This window comes from Mycobacteroides sp. CBMA 271, assembly GCF_009729205.1.
Lineage (GTDB): Bacteria > Actinomycetota > Actinomycetes > Mycobacteriales > Mycobacteriaceae > Mycobacterium.
The window spans coordinates 265,369-284,080 of the sequence record NZ_VTHB01000003.1; the positions used below are offsets into that span (position 1 = coordinate 265,369).

The window sequence follows — 18,712 nt, forward strand, 5'->3', positions numbered from 1 at the left end:
ATGGCAGAGCATCTCACCGTCCTCGTTACCGGCGCCTCCAGCGGGATCGGTGCGAGCGTGGCCCGGATTTTCGTCGAGCGCGGGCACCGTGTGTTCGGTACCAGTCGCAACCCCGATACCGTCGCCGACCGCATCTCCGGGGTGCAATATCTGCAGCTCGACCAGACCGACAAGGCGAGCATCGCCGATTGTGTCGCGCAAGCGGGCGCGGTGGACGTCCTGGTCAATAATGCCGGCGAGAGTCAGATCGGCGCACTCGAAGACGTCTCGATGGAAGACTTCGAGAAGCTGTTCGTCACCAATGTCTTTGGGCCCGTTGCTCTCACCAAGGCGGTGCTGCCCGGTATGCGGGAACGGCGTCGGGGATCGATCGTCATGGTGGGGTCGATGGCGGGCACCCTGCACGTCCCGTTCCGGTCGACCTACAGCGCCGCGAAATCGGCGCTGCACACCGTGGCCGACTGCCTGCGCCAGGAAGTGGCGCCCTTCGGGATTGTCGTGAGCACAGTGGAACCCGGCGTCATCGCGACCGGCATCGAGACACGACGCAACCGCGTCGTGTCCGAAGACTCGGCCTATCGGGATGCGTTCCGCACGGTCGACGCGGCCATGGCCGCGCGCGAACAGCACGGCATGGCCACCGACGACCTGGCGCAGTTGGTGGTGGACGTGGCGCTGAATCCGAACCCGAAACCCTTGTATGCCAAGGGGAGTAATGCCCCGCTGATCATGGCCGCGCAGCGGCTGCTGCCCGCCCGATTGTTCCTGGGGTTCCTCGCGCGCATGCACGGGCTGAAGGTGCGTTAGCGATGTTTCCACAAGGCATGCATTCGGATCCGTGGCACACCAACGACATCGGCAGGCTGATACTGCAATGCCCCGACCGGATCGGCGTGGTGGCGGCGGTCAGCGCGTTCCTGGCCGATGCCGGTGCCAGCATCATCTCGCTCGCACAACATTCGACGGAGCCGCAGGGTGGGTGGTTCATGCAGCGCACCGTCTTTCACCTACCGGGCTTAGGGGCGTCGCGCGAGGGTCTGGAGCGCGATTTCGCGGCGATCGCCGCGAAATTCGAGATGGAGTTCCGATTCAGCGAGGCCGCCAAGCCGAAGCGGGTGGCGATCATGGTCTCGCGCACGGATCACTGTCTGCTGGACCTGTTGTGGCGTAGTCGTCGCGGCGAGCTCGACATGTCGATCGTGATGGTGCTCTCGAACCATCCAGACCTCGCGGAGCAGGTGCGGTCATTCGGTTTGCCGTTCATACACGTTCCGGCGACCCGCGAGAATCGCGGCGAGGCCGAACGTATGCAGCTCGACTTGCTACGGGGGAACGTCGACCTGGTGGTGCTGGCGCGGTACATGCAGATCTTGTCACCGGAGTTCCTCCAGGAGGTCGACTGCCCGCTGATCAACATCCACCATTCGTTCCTGCCCGCGTTCACCGGCGCGATGCCGTACCGGCGTGCGCGTGAACGCGGCGTCAAAATGATTGGAGCCACAGCGCATTACGTGACGCCGGAGCTCGACGAGGGACCGATCATCGAGCAGGACGTGATCCGGGTCGATCACACCCACACGGTCGAGGACCTGGTGCGGCTGGGTTCCGACGTGGAACGGCTGGTGTTATCGCGTGCGGTGGCCTGGCACTGCGAGGACAAGGTCATGCGGCACGGCAACGTCACCGCAATCCTCTAGCTCGGCGCGAGCGACACCTTGTGTACGCCATTTGCGGCGTGTCTACGTGCGCAACGCCGCGCTCGCTAGCTGCCGACCTCGGAATCGATCGCCTGAGCCAGCGCTACATCCTTCTCGGTGAGACCGCCCTCGGAATGCGTGGACAGCGCGAACGTCACTGTGCGCCAGCGGATATCGATATCGGGATGATGGTCGACGGATTCGGCATGCACGGCTATTCGTTGTACCGCCGCGACCCCATCGAGAAACGCGCTGAACGTAATGGCGCGGCGCAGCGTGTCACCGTCGCGGGTCCAGCCGGAAAGTCCGGAGAGCGCTGCGTTGATCTGGTCATCGGTGAGCAGGGCCATGAGTCCAACGTATAGCGTTCAACGCCATGCCGATAGTGGTCGCAGGCGCGGTGATCGACGGGGACAAACTGCTCATCGCGCAGCGCTCCAAACCCCCGGAACTTGCCGGGCAATGGGAGCTGCCCGGGGGCAAGGTCGCTAATGGCGAATCCGAGCCACAAGCACTCGCCCGCGAGTTGCACGAGGAACTGGGCATCACCGTCACCGTCGGGTCACGCCTAGGGCATGACGTCGCCGGTATCGGCCCAGACGGCACCCTGGTGCTGCGGGCGTATCGGGCGCGACTGGACGGCGGCACGCCGCATCCCCACGAACATTTGGCCCTGCGATGGGTCGGAGCCGACGAACTCGACACGGTGGGGTGGGTCGCGGCAGACGCGGGATGGGTATCCGCGCTCCGGCAGGCGCTAGTGGGCGCGCGCCCGGTGTAGAGCCTTTTTCATCTCTTTTTCGGACAAACCATGATGCTCGGCCTTCTGCATCTTGTGCACCACAAGCGGGCACTTCATGCAGCGTGGCTTGCTTTTGCAGCACTTCTTCTTGGGCTTGAGCCTTGCGACCTTGCTGGCCTTCACGGGTGTCCTACTTCTGGGGCTGACGGTGCTTTTGCTATGTCGGGCGTCACACTCAGTGTTCGCCGGTTTCGTGAACTAGGGGTTTCACTGCCAGAATTGGCAGACGTGACCCATAGTTTCCGGAACGTAGCCATTGTTGCGCACGTCGACCACGGCAAGACAACCCTGGTCGATGCAATGCTCAAGCAGTCGGGCGCGCTCTCGCACCGCGGTGATGACGCTGTTGAGCGCCTGATGGACTCCGGTGATCTGGAGAAAGAAAAGGGCATCACGATCCTGGCCAAGAACACCGCCGTGCACCGTCAGCACGCGGACGGGTCCATGACGGTGATCAACGTCATCGACACCCCCGGCCACGCCGACTTCGGTGGCGAGGTGGAACGCGGCCTGTCCATGGTCGACGGTGTGCTGCTGTTGGTGGACGCCTCCGAGGGCCCACTGCCGCAGACCCGGTTCGTGCTGCGCAAGGCCCTCTCCGCGCACCTGCCGGTGATCTTGGTCGTCAACAAGACCGACCGACCCGACGCCCGCATCGCGGAGGTCGTCGAGGAGAGCCACGACCTGCTGCTCGATGTCGCCTCCGATCTGGATGAAGAGGCGCAGGCGGCCGCCGAGAAGGCACTCGACCTGCCGACGCTGTACGCCTCGGGCCGTGCCGGCATCGCCAGCACCACCCAGCCGGCCAACGGGCAGAACCCCGACGGCGAGAACCTCGACCCGCTATTCGACGTGCTGCTTGAGCACATTCCGGCGCCCAGCGGCGACCCGGAGGCCCCGCTGCAGGCACTGGTGACCAACCTCGACGCCTCGGCCTTCCTCGGCCGGCTCGCGCTGATCCGCATCTACAACGGCCGGCTGCGTAAGGGCCAGCAGGTGGCGTGGATGCGCGAAGTAGATGGCCACCCCGTCATCACCACGGCCAAGATCACCGAGCTGCTCGCCACCGAGGGTGTCGATCGCAGCCCCACGGAAGAGGCAATTGCCGGTGACATCGTCGCGGTCGCGGGTATGCCCGAGATCATGATCGGTGACACGCTGGCCGATCCCGATCACGCCCACGCGCTCCCGCGGATCACCGTCGACGAGCCGGCCATCTCGGTGACCATTGGCACCAACACCTCGCCGCTGGCGGGCAAGGTGTCCGGGCACAAGCTGACCGCGCGGATGGTCAAGTCCCGGCTCGATTCGGAGCTCATCGGCAATGTATCGATCAAGGTCGTCGATATCGACCGTCCCGACGCCTGGGAGGTGCAGGGCCGCGGTGAGCTGGCGCTGGCCATCCTCGTCGAACAGATGCGCCGCGAGGGCTTCGAGCTGACCGTCGGCAAGCCGCAGGTGGTCACCAGGACCGTTGACGGCAAGCTGCACGAACCATTCGAGGCCATGACCATTGACTGTCCCGAGGAGTTCGTCGGGGCCGTCACCCAGCTGATGGCCGCCCGTAAGGGCCGCATGGAGGAAATGGCCAACCACGCCGCGGGATGGGTCCGGATGGACTTCATCGTGCCGTCGCGCGGCCTCATCGGATTCCGGACCGACTTCCTGACGCTGACCCGTGGCACCGGCATCGCCAACGCGGTGTTCGAGGGCTACCGGCCGTGGGCCGGGGAGATCCGCGCCCGGCACACCGGGTCGCTGGTGTCCGACCGCACCGGCTCCGTCACCCCGTTCGCGATGACCCAGCTATCCGACCGCGGACAGTTCTTCGTGGAGCCTGGGGACGCGACCTATGAGGGCCAGGTCGTCGGAATCAACCCGCGTGCCGAGGACCTCGATGTCAACGTCACCCGCGAGAAGAAGCTGACCAACATGCGGTCCGCGACCGCCGATGTCTTCGAGACACTCGCCAGACCAATGGAACTCGACCTCGAAAAGGCGATGGAGTTCTGTGCAGGCGATGAATGCGTCGAGGTCACCCCGGAAATCGTGCGGGTGCGCAAGGTGGAACTCACCGCGACGCTGCGCGCACGGGCGCGTTCGCGTTCGAAGGCCGCCAACAACAGCTGATATCCACTCGACGGTAACGCCACGCAGAAGTTTCGCTGAAATCCTCTGCGTGGCGTAACTGTCGGCGGCCGAAACGACGACAATGCAGTACATGGTGGATCTCAAGCGACGCGTCGTGCACACGGTGCAGAAGTACCTCGTCAACCCCGTCGGCAGACGACTGCCGGTCACGATGCTTGAGACGACCGGCCGCTCCTCGGGGCAACCGCGCCACACCGCGATCGGCGGACGCCTCGTCGGGAACCAGTTCTGGCTAGTCTCCGAGCACGGCGAGCACTCCGATTACGTCCGCAATATCAAGGCCAACGCGGCGGTGCGGCTGCGCATCCGTGACCAGTGGCGCAGCGGAACCGCCCACTTGCTTCCCGACGATGATGCAAAAGCACGACTCCGGGAGCTGCCGCGCGGCAATAGCGCGGTGGTGCGCGCGGCGGGCACCGAACTATTGACCGTCCGCGTTGATCTGGATTGACACCGCACTCTGGTGACGGCGGTACCCGCTTCCTGGTGAACTGCTGTGATAGATAACAGCTTTCGCGGTGGATTGCGCTTGCTTTCTCGGTAGCATGTGCGGTATGTCCCAGCCGACTCCCCGCATCGCCGAACAGAATGAGCAGGCAGCCAGAGAGCTGCCGTTTGCCAACGCCGTGGACCAAGAAGATGCCGACCGCGGATTCATCGCGGCACTGGAACCGGGTGTTGTCACAGATGCTTCCGGGAACATCGTGTGGGACAACGACTCCTACGGATTTCTGAGGGACAGTTGCCCCGCCTCCGTGCACCCGAGCCTGTGGCGGCAGTGCGGACTCATCATCAGGCAGGGACTCTTCGAGGTCGCCGACGGCATCTACCAGGTTCGTGGCCTCGACATATCGAACATGACTCTCGTTGAGGGCGAGCGGGGAGTCATCGTCATCGACCCGTTGACGTCCATGGAGACCGCGGCCGCCGCGTTGGAACTTTACCGCCGTCATCGTGGGGACCGGCCGGTGACCGCGCTGATCTACTCCCATTGCCATGCGGATCACTTCGCGGGTGCGCTCGGGGTCACCACGGTGGAGGAGGTCGCGGCCGGGCACTGTCCGGTCATTGCCCCCGCCGGATTCCTGGAGCACGCCGTTGCCGAGCACGTGTACGCCGGTCCGGCGATGACCCGGCGGGCTGTGTACATGTACGGCGCGGTGTTGCCGCGCGGACCGCTCGGGCAGGTGGGATCTGGCCTGGGGCAGACCAATTCGCTCGGGACAATCACCCTGATCCCGCCGACCGTCGACGTCACTCACACCGGTCAGGAGGAGACGGTCGACGGTGTTCGCATGGTTTTCCAGCTCACACCGGGAACCGAGGCCCCCGCGGAGATGAACTTCTATTTCCCGGAGCGCCGGGCGCTGTGTATGGCCGAGAATGCCACGCACACCTTGCACAATCTGCTGACGTTGCGCGGTGCGGTGGTGCGCGACCCGCACGTGTGGGCGCAGTACATCACCGAGGCCATCAACCTGTACGCCCACGACTCCGATGTGGTGTTTGCCTCTCATCACTGGCCCACCTGGGGTACCGAGCGGCTAACGGAATATCTTGCGCTGCAACGTGATCTGTACGCCTATCTGCACGACCAGACGCTGCGGCAACTGAACCAGGGATTTGTCGGCTCGGAGATCGCCGAAACCCTGCAGCTGCCGCCGGCGATTGCGGGTGCCTGGCACGCGCGCGGCTATTACGGCTCGGTCAGCCACAACGTGAAGGCGATCTATCAGCGCTACATGGGCTGGTTCGACGGCAACCCGGCGCGCCTCTGGGAGCACCCGCCGGTGGCCGGCGCGCAGCGGCACGTGGAATTCATGGGCGGTGCCGAGGAGGTGCTGCGGAAGGCGCGCGTCACTTTTGAGCAGGGGGACTACCGGTGGGTGGCGCAGGTGGTCAACTACGTGATCTTCGCCGACCCTGAAAACGAATCGGCAAAAGAATTGCAGGCCAGCTGTTTCGAACAACTCGGCTACGGGGCCGAGAATGCCACCTGGCGGAATTTCTATCTCATGGGTGCCCATGAGCTGCGCCACGGCAGCGTCGGCACCCCCATGAAGCTTGATTCAGCGTCGATGCTGGCGGCGCTGACCATCGACCAGCTCTTCGACGCGCTGTCACTCCGGATCAACGGGCCCGAGGCCTGGGATGAACGCTTCGTCAGCGACTGGCACTTCACCGATGAGGATCGCGTGCACCGAGTGGAGCTGCGCAACGGGGTGCTGGTGCATTACGACCGACCCGCTAGGGCCAACCTGCCGGAGCCCCATGTCACCTTCACCCTTACTCGACCCGCACTCATCAAGGTCCTCCTCGGTGGCACGGATCCCGCAGCGGTGTTCGCCTCCGGCGAGATCACCGTGGACGGGGATGCAAGCGGGTTCGCGCGGCTGGTTGCGGTGCTCGATCAGCCCGACCCCGGCTTCGCCATCGTCACGCCGTAGCCGAAGTGCATCGCGGTTTGCTGGGTGGTGGCTAAGGTTGGTGATGATTCCGTGTGGGGGAGTGTGCCGTTGAGCGGGTTTCAATTCACCTTCGTCAGAGAGTCGATCCCCGACCTGACGGAGTGGCGATACCACGAACCGCACCATGTGATCGCCGTGTATGAGGGCGGGCAGATGTGCAAGAAGGAAGTCGAATTCGACAGTGGCCCTTTTCAGCGGAAACTACCCAAGACCGCTGATGTGATGGTGATACCGGCCGGACGACGCATGGCCTTTTGCGCGCAGGGCGATCGAGCGGAGTTCTGCGAGCTCATCGTGGATCCAAAACTGTTTGACCAGCGTGAGCTGCAACCATTGCTCGGAGCCCGAGATCTCCTGTTGTACCAATTGGTCAAAAGGGTCCACAGCGTGGTGGACCGTCATGACGTGATGGCACGGCTGCTCCGCGATTCGTTGGTGGATGTGGTGCGGCTGCACCTGATCGACCATTACGCGAAGATCCGCAGGCAATCCGCCCTGCATCGCGGTTTAGGGCCCGCCCTGCAGGCGAAACTGGTCGAGTACATCGACGACGGACTTGATTCGGACATCAGTCTGGCGACGCTGGCGCGGTATGCCGAGATGTCCATCAGTGAATTCCGGACGGCCTTCGTGCACGCGTTCCACAAGACGCCTTACCAATTTGTCCTGGACCGCCGGATGAGCCGCGCGAAGCATCTGCTCGCAGCCGGCCAGCTCTCCATTACAGATATCAGTGCTGCCCTGGGCTTTTCCAGCCCCAGCCATTTTGCCACCACGTTCAAGGCGCGCGCCGGCGTGACACCAACCGTCTTTCGGGACGGCTTCTGATGCTTTTCCGCAAGCAACTCAGATCTTGAAGGCGCGGCGTGCGAGCTGCACCTAGATTGGCTGGACGTGGTCACGGGGGACGTGGTCACGCTGTCGGGCGGGTTCTGGCCTCGGATTGACGAGCGCCAGAATCTGCCCGGCGCCATTGCCAAAAATAATGTAGCGGAGGATGAGTCGGGTTGAAGGCGCGCCAACAGCTCTTTGCCTTCCTTGGAGTTCTGGGACTGAGCCTTGCGATCGTCTCGTGTGGCTCTCAGCCGTCGACTCCCCAAACCTCTACCGCTGCAATAGCCCAGCAGCAAGGAACGCAACACCGGACAGGTTCGGCGCCAGCGGAGAAACGCACCACTGCGTACTGCGCGCAGAACCACGACCCCGCATGTGCGGCAGGAACTTACGTCGGCCCGCACGCCGCCCCGACTGCAGGCGGGGGATACTGGGACGACAAGGGCAACCCGGTCGATGGTGGGCCCGTGGGTGCTAATGGCTCGACCGGCAACGGCGTGACCCAGGTGTACTGCGCGCAGAACGAAGATCCGGGCTGCCCGGCGGGAACCTACGTCGGACCGGGCGCCATCAAGAATCCTGACGGCAGTAACAACTACGTCCCGTGCGAGGGCAGTATCTGCACCAACCCGAACCATGGTGGCGGGGATGCGGCCGGGTCTTGGGACGCTCAGGGACAGCCGATCAATGGTGGACCACAGGGCGCCAATGGTTCAACCGACAACAATGTGACTCGGGAGTACTGCGCACAAAACGAAGATCCGGGCTGCCCCGTGGGGTCATATGTTGGGCCGAAGGCGATCAAAGATCCTGACGGCAGTAACAACTACGTCCCGTGTGAAGGCAGTATCTGCACCAATCCGAACCATGGTGGCGGCGACAACACCAACGGTCCCGGCTCGGACACTGCGGTGCCCGAGCAAGCCGATTCGTCCAATCCTTCCGGAGGGGCCGAGGGTTCGACGCCCGGGCAATAGGATCGCCGAGTGATTCCCCGTCCGCTGATCCGGCCGGCGCGTCCGTGGATGCACGGACTTTTGATTGCGTGCTTATGGGCAGTGGGGGGTTGCAGTGAGGCGACCTCGGAGCATTCCGGCAATCTGCCCCAGGGACCTGGCACCACGCTGTCCCATATCACCGTCGAACGGTTTCACTATCTGACAGACGGCCCTTCCGATCCGATGCAAAACTGGGCAGACCTGTATCTGCCAGCCGGTCGTCAGGATCCGGACACGATTCCGCTCGTGGTGTTGATTCATGGCGGCGCGTGGCAAAACCTGTTGGGGGCCAATGTTTTCGAGCCATTGGCCCGCGAACTCGCGGCCCGCGGCATGGCCGTCTACAACGTGGAGTATCGGCGGGTGGGATCCGGTGGCGGCTGGCCGACCACGTTCCACGACGTGGCGCGCGCCCTTGACTTTGTCGTCGAGGTGGACAAGAAGCTTCCGCAGCTCACCACCGATGACGAACTCGTCGTGGGACACAGCGCTGGTGCGCAACTCGCGGTCTGGGGCGCTACCCGGCATAACCTTCGCGACGACGAGGTGGGCTCACACCCCCAGTTCCGGCCCACGCGCGCAGTATCACTGGCCGGGCCGCTCGACATGGTCTACGCCGCAGAGCACGGTGACGACCGCATCGTCACGGTGCTCGGCGGGGCGCCCGGTGCCGTGCCAGATCGATACACATCGGTCGATCCCATCCAGAACATCGATATCGGTACGCCCGTAATTGCCCTACACGGCGCCCGGGACCACGTCGTTGAACCCGTCATCTCGCAGCGTTATGTGGCGGCAGTGAAGCGTCAGGGTGGCCGGGCCGCCGTCGAGCTGCTTCCCGAGCAGAATCACGTGTCCATCGTGGCGCCGGACAGTTCGGCCTTCGAGCGGGTGGTGCGGATTATCACGACTACCTCGCAGGCGGAGCTCGATGAGCTGCTCAAGGAGTAGGCCGGTCGCGACGGAGTCGCCGCTGCCGCCTCGTTCACGTTCGTGTCCCAGCACCCCACAGATAGGGTGGGTCCTCATGCCAACCGAGTCACTGCGCCTGCGACTGTGCGCCTTGCTCGGTGTGGTGCTGCTCGCCGGGTGTTCGGTCAGCGCGCCCCCGGCCGTTCAGGGCAGCGAAACCACCAGCTCCACGACACCGCCACCGCCTAAGAAAGAGCAGATAGTGGTGGGTATCGACACGATCGGCGCGGGGTTCAACCCGCATCTGCTCTCCGATCAGTCGCCGGTGAACTCGGCGATCAGTTCGTTAGTGCTTCCCAGCGCGTTCCGCCCGGTGCCCGATTCGGCGACGACCACCGGCTCACGCTGGGAGATGGACCCGACGCTGCTGGTGTCTGCCGTGGAGACCAGCCAGGAGCCGTTCACGGTCACCTACACGATTCGCCCCGAGGCGCAGTGGACCGATAACGCGCCCATCGGTGCCGACGACTTTTCATACCTGTGGCAGCAGATGCTCACCCAACCCGGAACGGTCGACCCGGCGGGATACGGAAGCATCACCGATGTCCAGTCGCGGGACGGCGGCAAGCGTGTGGTCGTCACCTTCGACCACAAGTACCCCGCCTGGCGCGAGCTGTTCACCGACCTGCTGCCCGCGCACATCGTCAAAGACATCCCGGGGGGCTTCGCCTCGGGGTTGGTCAAATCGATGCCCGCTTCCGGCGGACGTTTCCGGGTGGACACGATCGACCCGCAACGCGACGAGATCCTGCTGGCCCGTAACGATCGGTATTGGGCCGCCCAAGCGGTCCCCGACGAGATCCTGTTCCGTCGCGCGGGCGCGCCCACCGTGCTGGCGGATTCCATCCGCAACGGTGACACCCAAGTGGCCCAGGTGCATGGCAGCGGGGTGACGTTCGCTCAGTTGGCCAACATCCCGGGTGTGCGCACCGCCCGCATCGTCGCGCCGCGCACTCTGCAGCTGACGTTGCGCGCGGGCCAGGAGACGCTCACCGACTCGACGGTCCGCCGGGGCCTGCTCGGCCTGCTCGACATCGGTCTGCTGGCCGCGGTGGCCGCCGGTAACGACAACGCCGTCACCCTGGCGGCGGCGCAGGTACGTTCGCCCTCGGACCCCGGATACAAACCCACCGCGCCCACCGCCCTCACCCGTGAAGCCGCGCTTGCGTTGCTCAAGGAGGCCGGATACGAGGCGGTCGACGTGCCCGCACCGCCCGGTGCGCCGGCGGGGCCTCCGCAGATCACCAAGAACGGTGAGCCGCTGAGTCTGGTCATCGGTGCTGCCGCCAACGATCCGACGTCGGTGGCCGTCGCCAACACCGCCGCCGATCAACTCCGCAATGCGGGGGTGCGGGCCAGCGTCCTCGCGATCGATCCACCCGCCCTGTACGGCCAGGCGATCCCGGACGGCCGTGTCGACGCCATCGTCGGCTGGCATCAGACCGGTGGGGATCTGGCCACCGCGCTGGCCTCCCGGTACGGTTGCCCGGCGCTGCAGTCGGGCAAGGTCCCCGACACCCGCACCACCACACCGCCTCCGCCGCCGGCGAGCAACACGCCGTCACCGCCGTCGAGGGAAGAATCCGTCCGTGCCCCAAGCAATCTCACCGGGCTATGCGACGAGGGGTTGCAGAGCAGTATCGACGCCGCGCTGACTGGTCAGGCCGATGTGGGCAAGGTCGTCGATCAGGCCGAGCCCCAATTGTGGAAGATGGCAACGGTTTTGCCGATCATGCAGGACACCACGATCGCCGCGGCCGGTCCCAGCGTGCAGAACGTGGAGCTGACCGGTGCGGTCCCGGTGGGAATCGTCGGGACTGCGGGCGAGTGGAAGAAGACGCGGCGATGAGCGTTTGCGCGAAGAGCAGAGGGTCACGATGAGCGTTTGCGCGAAGAGCAGAGGGTCACGATGAGTGCTTCCCGACGTCTGATGCTGGTGCATGCGCACCCCGACGACGAATCCCTCACCACCGGGGGCACCATCGCGCGGTATGCCGCCGAGGGCGCCGATGTCCGGGTGGTCACCTGCACTCTCGGGGAAGAAGGTGAGGTGATCGGCGATCGCTGGGCGCAGCTGGCCGTCGATCATGCCGATCAGCTGGGTGGGTACCGGGTCGGCGAATTGTCTGCCGCACTGCGGTACCTGGGTGTCGACGGGCCCACTTACCTCGGGGGTGCCGGGCATTGGCGCGACTCGGGTATGGCGGGTACCGGATCGCTACATCCGCGCGCCTTCGCCGGCGCGAACGTAGACGACGCGGTAGCGGCGTTGGTGCAGCAGATCGACGAACACCGCCCGCAGGTCGTCATCACCTATGACCCCTTCGGGGGATACGGGCACCCCGATCACATCCAGGCGCACACCGTGACCACCGCCGCCGTCGAGAGAGCCACCTGGCAGGTGTCCAAGCTGTACTGGACCGTCATCGCCACCAGCGCCATGGCGGCCGGAAGCGAGACGATGAAGGAACTGCCCCCGGGATGTGAACCCGCGCCCCTTGACCTCGTGCCTACCTATAGCGACGACCAGATCAGCGCCGCCATCGACGTTTCGGCGTACCACGGCGCCAAGGCGTCGGCGCTGCGCGCTCATGCCACCCAAGTCATCGTTTCCGAGGACGGGACCGCGCTGGCATTGTCGAATCTGATGGCGTTGCCCATAGCGGATACCGAGCATTTCGTGTTGGTGCGTGGACAGCGCGGGGTCGACAGCGGGTGGGAATCCGATCTGTTCGCCGGGGTGGAGTTGTAAGCTCGACCCATGCCACCCGATCAAGACCTGGATCCCAATCAGCAGCACTGGCAAGACCGGGTGGACAACTTCCAATGGGTCGTTGGCTCACTCGTGGCCCAGCTCGATTCCGTCCCGATCTAGACACCTGTTCGTTTTCATGCGCGCGTTCGTCCTGACCGCGCTGATTCTCGACGGCGTCATCAGCGCGATCTTTGGGGCCGCCCTGCTCAATCTGAGGATCGGCGGGGTGTTGATTCCACTCGGTGTGATCATCAGCGCCGCGCTCAACGTGCTGCTGGTCTGGATCGCCCTGCAGTGGGCACCCTCGCACCGGTGGGCGGGCGCGCCACTGTGGGCATTCGTGGCGACCACCACGCTGCTGCTGTTCGGCGGGCCGGGCGGTGACGTCGTCTTCGTAGGATTCTGGCCGGTGCTGCTGCTGATCGCGGGCGTACTGCCCGCCGCGTACGTCTTGCGCCGGGCCGGCGACTAGGCGCTCATCCCAGGCTGATGGTCTTCGCGCAGGCGCTTACCCCAGGCTGATGGTCTTCGCGCAGGCGCTCATCCCAGGTACTCCGACTCAAGCACCAGATCCTTCACCAACGTCTGGTACTCCACGTGGGTTTCGTGCTCCACGGTCTGCCAGAGCTTGCCTTGCTGCTCCTTCATATACGCGCGGTACTTGGGCGAGCCCGGGAAACGGACGTTGTCGGCGACGACGATCGTTCCCTGATGCAGCCAGCCACGGTCTTTGAGACGCAACAGGTCGTCCAGGTAGAGATCCTTCCAGTGGTCAATGAACACGAAGTCCAGGCATCCCTCGGTAAATCCGTAGTCCTTGGTCAGCAGGTCCAGGGTGATGCCGTCGTCGACAGTGCCGGTGAGGCAGGTGGCGCGGTCCGACAGCCCGGCATGCGCCCAGACCCGGCGCGCCACCGAGGCGTTGGCCCCGGACTTCTCAATGGAGAAGAATTTGGCGCCTGGAGCGGCACGAGCAATCCGCAGACCGCTGTAACCGCAGTAGGCGCCCAGTTCCAGCGCGATCCTAGGTTTGGCGCGTGTGACGGCCGCGTCGAGAATCTGGCCCTTCTCATCGCCGACATTCATCAGGATCGACTGGTCGTATGCGAAATTGTCGATGGCATCGATGGCGGCATCGACATCACCCGCCGGAGCGGTGGCAATGACGTGCTCCGCGGTGGCCTCTTCGCGACCATCGCCCATCTGACCGGTGCGCATGACGTTCAGACCGCCGAACACCGCCCGCAGAAATGAATACCGCAGAAAAGGAAGTTTCTGCTTGAGGGTTCTCGTAATACTCACGGAGATCAGCCTAGCGATCCCGGGTATTTCCGCAGGGTGACCTCGTTGGTGAACCCCCGAGTGGCCGGGCTTTTGGTACGGGCGGATGATCTGGGGGTGACCGACGGTTGTACAAACGTGCCCGACGACGTAACGCCGCTGCCGATTCCTGCATTTCCCGCGAGAAGGGCGGCATCCCCTGCCGCATTGCGACGGGTGTTGCGTCGTGCGCGCGACGGGGTGACGTTGAATATCGACGAGGCCGCGTTGGCGCTGACCGCACGCGGGGAGGATCTGGCCGACCTGATGGCCAGCGCGGCCCGGGTACGTGACGCCGGGCTGGAGTCGGCGGAGCGCCTGGGTGCGAACGGTCGTCTGCCGATCTCCTATTCACGCAAGGTGTTCATCCCGGTGACGCATCTGTGCCGGGACAAGTGCCATTACTGCACATTCGTGACGGTTCCGGGCAAGCTGCGGGCGCAGGGTCAGGGCATGTACCTGGAGCCCGACGAGATTCTGGATATTGCCCGTCGCGGTGCCGAATTGGGTTGCAAAGAGGCCTTGTTCACGCTGGGGGACCGCCCCGAGGACCGCTGGCCCGAGGCCAAACAGTGGCTCGATGAGCGCGGTTACGACACCACGCTGGATTATGTGCGGGCGATGGCGATCCGGGTGCTCGAGGAGACCGGACTGCTGCCACACCTCAACCCGGGGGTGATGACCTGGTCGGAGCTGGCGCGGTTGAAGCCGGTGGCGCCGTCGATGGGCATGATGCTGGAGACCACCTCGCGGCGGCTGTTCGAGACCCGCGGGGAGGCGCATTACGGCAGCCCCGACAAGGATCCCGCAGTGCGGCTGCGCACGCTCACCGATGCGGGGCGGCTATCCATTCCGTTCACGACGGGGCTGTTAGTCGGGATCGGCGAGGACCTGACCGAGCGTGCGGAGACCATTCACGCGATCCGCAAGGTGCACAAGGAATTCGGGCACGTGCAGGAAGTCATCGTGCAGAACTTCCGGGCCAAGTCCGATACGGCCATGCAGACGACGCCCGATGCCGATATCGACGACTTCCTGGCGACGATCGCGGTGACCCGGCTGGTGCTGGGGCCGAAGATGCGGGTGCAAGCTCCGCCAAATCTGGTGTCCCGCAGCGAATGCCTGGCGTTGATCGGGGCCGGTGTGGACGACTGGGGTGGGGTGTCCCCGTTGACGCCCGACCACGTGAACCCCGAACGGCCGTGGCCGGCATTGGATGATCTGGCGTCGGTGACGGCAGAGGCGGGTTACGACTTGGTGCAGCGCCTGACCGCGCAGCCACAATATGTGCAGGCCGGGGCGGCATGGATCGATCCGCGGGTCCGCGGGCACGTGGAGGCCCTGGCGGATCCGGAAACCGGTTACGCCTTGGATGTTTCGCCGACGGGCCTGCCGTGGCAGGAGCCGGATGAGACGTGGGAGTCGACGGGCCGGGTAGACCTGCATTCGGCCATCGATTCGGAAGGCCGCAATACCGACACCCGCAGTGATTTGGCCAGTGCCTTCGGGGATTGGGAGTCGATCCGCGAGCATGTGCGGGAACTGAATGCGCGCGCACCCGAGAAGGTGGGCGCCGACGTGTTGGCGGCCTTGCGTGCCGCCGAGCGGGACCCGGCCGGGTGCAGCGATGACGAGTATTTGGCGCTGGCGACGGCCGAGGGGCCAGCCATGGATGCGCTTGCCGCGCTGGCAGATTCGATTCGTGCCGATGTGGTTGGCGATGACGTCACCTATGTGGTGAACCGGAATATCAACTTCACCAACATCTGCTACACGGGTTGCCGGTTCTGCGCGTTCGCACAGCGCAAGGGTGATGCAGACGCATTCTCGCTGTCCGCCGAGGAGGTGGGGGACCGGGCGTGGGAGGCGTATGTCGCTGGTGCCACCGAGGTCTGCATGCAAGGCGGTATCGACCCGGAGCTGCCCGTCACCGGGTACGCCGATCTGGTTCGTGCGGTGAAGAAGCGGGTGCCCAGCATGCACGTGCACGCCTTCAGTCCCATGGAAATCGTCAACGGCGCCTCCAAAGGTGGCCAGAGCGTGCGTGATTGGCTGACCGAGCTGCGCAGTGCGGGTTTGGATACCATCCCCGGAACCGCCGCCGAGATTCTCGATGACGAGGTCCGATGGGTGCTCACCAAGGGGAAGCTGCCGGCGTCGGAATGGATCGATGTCGTCAGCACCGCACACGAGGTGGGGCTGCGCTCCAGTTCGACGATGATGTACGGCCACGTTGACACCCCCAAGCATTGGGTGGGACACCTGCGGGTCCTGGCCGGAATTCAGGACCGCACAGGCGGATTCACTGAGTTCGTGCCGCTACCTTTTGTGCACCAGAGCGCGCCGCTGTACCTCGCGGGCGCTGCCCGCCCCGGGCCCACCAACCGGGACAACCGGGCGGTGCATGCGCTGGCGCGCATCATGCTGCACGGACGCATCGACAACATCCAGACAAGTTGGGTCAAGCTGGGCATCGAGGGCACTCGTGCGATGTTGCAGGGTGGCGCCAACGATCTCGGTGGCACGCTGATGGAGGAAACCATCTCGCGGATGGCCGGCTCCGAGCATGGATCGGCCAAGACCATCGCCGAGCTGGAGGAGATCGCCGAAGGCATCGGACGTCCCGCGGTGGAACGCACCACCACGTACTCGCGGCGGCCGTCGGCGGCGTAGTTGACGGTTACAGGGAATCTGCCCGAGCAAGGCAGTTGACGTCGTGACCGTCGCCTCGTGTGCCTGAATCGTGCAGGCGTCCGGCCAGGATCTCGCACGTAATCGATTCGGCCGAGCCCATTATCGGGTCAGCCCCAACAAGTTGGCTGCCGCTTGCTCCCTGGCTGAACCTCGCCGCGCCGCCGCAATGATTGGTGGTACTAAGTACTCCCGCCGCCGATGCGTCCGGGGCGGTGATGTCTATGCAGTCTGTGCCGGTCCAGTTGACGACTGTCTCGTAGCTTCCGCCTCCGGACAATGGGCCGGGGGCGGGGGTCGGCGTCGAAACTGGTTGTGGGACTTGCGTTGGCGGGATTGCCGGAGCAGGGATCGATTGGCTGGGTGAGTAGCGTGACGAGCCGGACTCGCATGCGACGCCGTCACCGTCGCGGTCGAGCTTCGAACTGTATCCGGGTTGACCGCGGTAGATGGGTGCGGCTCCTGCCGCTCGGGCGGCGGCGCAGCTGGGATACGCCTGCGCCAGGGGAGCGGAGACGAGACCGACAGCAGGGCCGGCGGCCACTGCGATGATGGCGAGAAATAGAACGTGAGTACGCAATTGGGCCCTCCTGGGGTGCATCGTGATCTTGATCTTCTACCGGACGCAGCAGCTGCTCGGACGCAATTCGGGAGAATGGGTGCGTCCCCGCCGAGACTGCGAGGGATCCCGCTAAGTTGACGGTCTCGGTCAGCACCTGACTGACTGGATGGCGTTGGGTTAACTCCCGCGATCGGTTTGGGCATCGTGATGTGCGTGATTGCCCGCCTGGTAGCGACAAGCTTCATCGTTGCGGTGCTTGGGTTTGTGGATGTCGCCCCGGCCCGCACGGAGCCGAGAGAGATGGCGCCGCAGTCGTATTCGCGGACGACCAGAGATGGCTGGCAGCTGCAGATCAGGCTCGACAACGAACGTGTCAACGCGGTGCCGAACTTGGCGGCGGCCGCGAATTCGCGCGAGGCATTCGTCACCTTGTCGGGGACCGCAGCAGCGACCGGCGGCGTCAATCCCATCACCGACAGCCTCTTTGTCATCGGCTACCAACTCGGCTGCCAGTCGGACGTGTCTTCGGGTTTGCAGCTCGGCGGGTCGGCCGGTGTCGCACCATCGGTAAGCCTGGGGGTAGTGCCGACGCCGACCGTCGGGGTCGGTGGTAGCGCGGGGGTGAGCGGTTTTGTGCAGACCGTGGTGCAGCCGGGTGTCATCGTGAACCTGCCGATGGGCAATATGGTGCTCTCCCGCGGCGGTACCGGGGCACTGGACTTGGACAACGTGCACGTGAAGGCCGATGCCTGCGGTGGAGACGTGACGATCCGTTCGTTCGCTTCGTTGCGCGCGTCGACCGAGACCGGCCATACCGAGTTCGCCATCTACGGCGACCCGATCAAGATCTGACGATGAAATTCATATGTGTCGCAACGCTGTTGGCGTGTTCGTTGTGGTGGGCGCCGGTGGCGGCGGCAGACCCGCCGCCCGGCAACCCCGCGGTACCCGTTCCGCTGCCCGGCGGGACACCCAACTATGCGGCGACCGCATCGCAGCCACCCTATGGCCTGGCCCCGCCGGTGCAGCGTGGAACCAGAATCTCTGCCGGCGTCGACTCTGGGTACACCGTCCGTATCGGCGCCGGAATGACCGGTGGGCAATTGGAGGACCCGCGCGGCACATCCGAAGGAGCAGCCCCGTGATTCGAACATTCTGTGTGGCACCGGTTATCGCCGCGGTTGCCGTCGGACTTGCCGTGCCCGTCGCCGCGGCGCCACCGCCGCCGAACCCGGGGCCCTACAACCCGGTGTTCGTCCCCGGTCAGCTACCGGCACTGCGGCCGTCGCGCGGGACGCAACTGCCGGTGCTGATGTCGGGACCGCCTCGCGGCCCAAGGATCGCTGCCGGCGTGGACGGAGCCGCAGCACCGGGCGGCGTCAAGCCGGGTGTCGGTGTCGGCGACGGAACGCTGGAAAGCCCCACCGGGGCGCCGGCGCGCTAGATCGCCGAGAGTGAAGCC

Annotated in this window: 19 protein-coding genes; 16 read left to right on the forward strand and 3 right to left on the reverse strand. The window is 64.9% G+C overall.

The genetic code is table 11. The annotated features are described in order from the left end of the window. Together FZI91_RS10015 and purU are read left to right on the forward strand one after the other, a co-directional pair. Complete coding sequence (locus tag FZI91_RS10015; RefSeq protein WP_155938859.1) at window positions 1–807, forward strand: SDR family oxidoreductase; 807 nt, start codon at window positions 1–3, stop codon at window positions 805–807. Between the two features lie 2 nt (window positions 808–809). Next, window positions 810–1,697 carry a formyltetrahydrofolate deformylase gene (gene purU, locus FZI91_RS10020; RefSeq protein WP_155938860.1) on the forward strand — a complete coding sequence of 296 codons (888 nt, stop codon included), beginning with the start codon at window positions 810–812 and terminating at the stop codon, window positions 1,695–1,697. Between the two features lie 65 nt (window positions 1,698–1,762). Here purU and FZI91_RS10025 read toward each other — a convergent pair whose 3' ends face one another. After that, complete coding sequence (locus tag FZI91_RS10025; protein ID WP_155938861.1) at window positions 1,763–2,047, reverse strand: 4a-hydroxytetrahydrobiopterin dehydratase; 285 nt, start codon at window positions 2,045–2,047, stop codon at window positions 1,763–1,765. Between the two features lie 26 nt (window positions 2,048–2,073). On the opposite strand from FZI91_RS10025, the gene FZI91_RS10030 reads away from it, so the two are divergent. The 10 genes from FZI91_RS10030 (at window position 2,074) to FZI91_RS10080 (ending at window position 13,149) form a co-directional block, all read left to right on the forward strand. Continuing rightward, the gene (locus FZI91_RS10030) at window positions 2,074–2,478 is read left to right on the forward strand and encodes a (deoxy)nucleoside triphosphate pyrophosphohydrolase (protein WP_155938862.1); all 405 of its coding nucleotides are present in this window, start codon (window positions 2,074–2,076) and stop codon (window positions 2,476–2,478) included. Window positions 2,479–2,727: 249 nt separating this feature from the next. Continuing rightward, a complete protein-coding gene (typA, locus tag FZI91_RS10040; RefSeq protein ID WP_162525807.1) occupies window positions 2,728–4,629 on the forward strand; it encodes a translational GTPase TypA in 1,902 nt (633 codons plus the stop codon). An 82-nt stretch (window positions 4,630–4,711) separates the two neighbouring features. Next, window positions 4,712–5,101 carry a nitroreductase/quinone reductase family protein gene (locus FZI91_RS10045; RefSeq protein ID WP_155938864.1) on the forward strand — a complete coding sequence of 130 codons (390 nt, stop codon included), beginning with the start codon at window positions 4,712–4,714 and terminating at the stop codon, window positions 5,099–5,101. A 94-nt stretch (window positions 5,102–5,195) separates the two neighbouring features. Next, window positions 5,196–7,097 carry an alkyl/aryl-sulfatase gene (locus FZI91_RS10050; RefSeq protein WP_155938865.1) on the forward strand — a complete coding sequence of 634 codons (1,902 nt, stop codon included), beginning with the start codon at window positions 5,196–5,198 and terminating at the stop codon, window positions 7,095–7,097. A 147-nt stretch (window positions 7,098–7,244) separates the two neighbouring features. Continuing rightward, window positions 7,245–7,946 carry an AraC family transcriptional regulator gene (locus tag FZI91_RS10055; protein ID WP_309224078.1) on the forward strand — a complete coding sequence of 234 codons (702 nt, stop codon included), beginning with the start codon at window positions 7,245–7,247 and terminating at the stop codon, window positions 7,944–7,946. Window positions 7,947–8,125: 179 nt separating this feature from the next. Next, a complete protein-coding gene (locus FZI91_RS10060) occupies window positions 8,126–8,929 on the forward strand; it encodes a mesocentin (RefSeq protein ID WP_155938867.1) in 804 nt (267 codons plus the stop codon). 9 nt (window positions 8,930–8,938) lie between these two features. Continuing rightward, complete coding sequence (locus tag FZI91_RS10065) at window positions 8,939–9,901, forward strand: alpha/beta fold hydrolase (protein ID WP_309224077.1); 963 nt, start codon at window positions 8,939–8,941, stop codon at window positions 9,899–9,901. A gap of 76 nt (window positions 9,902–9,977) precedes the next feature. Further along, complete coding sequence (locus FZI91_RS10070) at window positions 9,978–11,771, forward strand: ABC transporter family substrate-binding protein (RefSeq protein WP_155938868.1); 1,794 nt, start codon at window positions 9,978–9,980, stop codon at window positions 11,769–11,771. A gap of 81 nt (window positions 11,772–11,852) precedes the next feature. Then, complete coding sequence (gene mshB / locus FZI91_RS10075; RefSeq protein WP_155939069.1) at window positions 11,853–12,674, forward strand: N-acetyl-1-D-myo-inositol-2-amino-2-deoxy-alpha-D-glucopyranoside deacetylase; 822 nt, start codon at window positions 11,853–11,855, stop codon at window positions 12,672–12,674. 139 nt (window positions 12,675–12,813) lie between these two features. Next, a complete protein-coding gene (locus tag FZI91_RS10080; RefSeq protein WP_155938869.1) occupies window positions 12,814–13,149 on the forward strand; it encodes a hypothetical protein in 336 nt (111 codons plus the stop codon). Window positions 13,150–13,217: 68 nt separating this feature from the next. Here the strand turns inward: FZI91_RS10080 and FZI91_RS10085 are convergent, their stop codons facing one another. Next, the gene (locus FZI91_RS10085; protein WP_162525806.1) at window positions 13,218–13,979 is read right to left on the reverse strand and encodes a class I SAM-dependent methyltransferase; all 762 of its coding nucleotides are present in this window, start codon (window positions 13,977–13,979) and stop codon (window positions 13,218–13,220) included. A gap of 117 nt (window positions 13,980–14,096) precedes the next feature. Here FZI91_RS10085 and FZI91_RS10090 point away from each other — a divergent pair, with 117 nt between their 5' ends. Further along, a complete protein-coding gene (locus FZI91_RS10090; RefSeq protein ID WP_162525819.1) occupies window positions 14,097–16,670 on the forward strand; it encodes a bifunctional FO biosynthesis protein CofGH in 2,574 nt (857 codons plus the stop codon). A 7-nt stretch (window positions 16,671–16,677) separates the two neighbouring features. Here the strand turns inward: FZI91_RS10090 and FZI91_RS10095 are convergent, their stop codons facing one another. Next, window positions 16,678–17,289, reverse strand: coding sequence for an excalibur calcium-binding domain-containing protein (locus FZI91_RS10095; RefSeq protein ID WP_155938871.1), 612 nt, complete (start codon window positions 17,287–17,289; stop codon window positions 16,678–16,680). A gap of 174 nt (window positions 17,290–17,463) precedes the next feature. Between FZI91_RS10095 and FZI91_RS10100 the strand changes: the two genes are divergently transcribed. The 3 genes from FZI91_RS10100 to FZI91_RS10110 are packed head-to-tail and all read left to right on the forward strand — an operon-like array spanning window position 17,464 to window position 18,694. Then, window positions 17,464–18,102: an MspA family porin gene (locus tag FZI91_RS10100; RefSeq protein ID WP_162525805.1), complete on the forward strand. Its 639-nt coding sequence runs from the start codon at window positions 17,464–17,466 to the stop codon at window positions 18,100–18,102. Between the two features lie 2 nt (window positions 18,103–18,104). Continuing rightward, a complete protein-coding gene (locus FZI91_RS10105) occupies window positions 18,105–18,395 on the forward strand; it encodes a hypothetical protein (RefSeq protein ID WP_155938873.1) in 291 nt (96 codons plus the stop codon). Further along, entirely contained in the window at window positions 18,392–18,694 is a 303-nt protein-coding gene (locus FZI91_RS10110) for a hypothetical protein (protein WP_162525804.1), read from the forward strand. The genes FZI91_RS10105 and FZI91_RS10110 overlap by 4 nt, the downstream gene beginning before the upstream one ends. The last annotated feature ends 18 nt before the right edge of the window (window positions 18,695–18,712 follow it).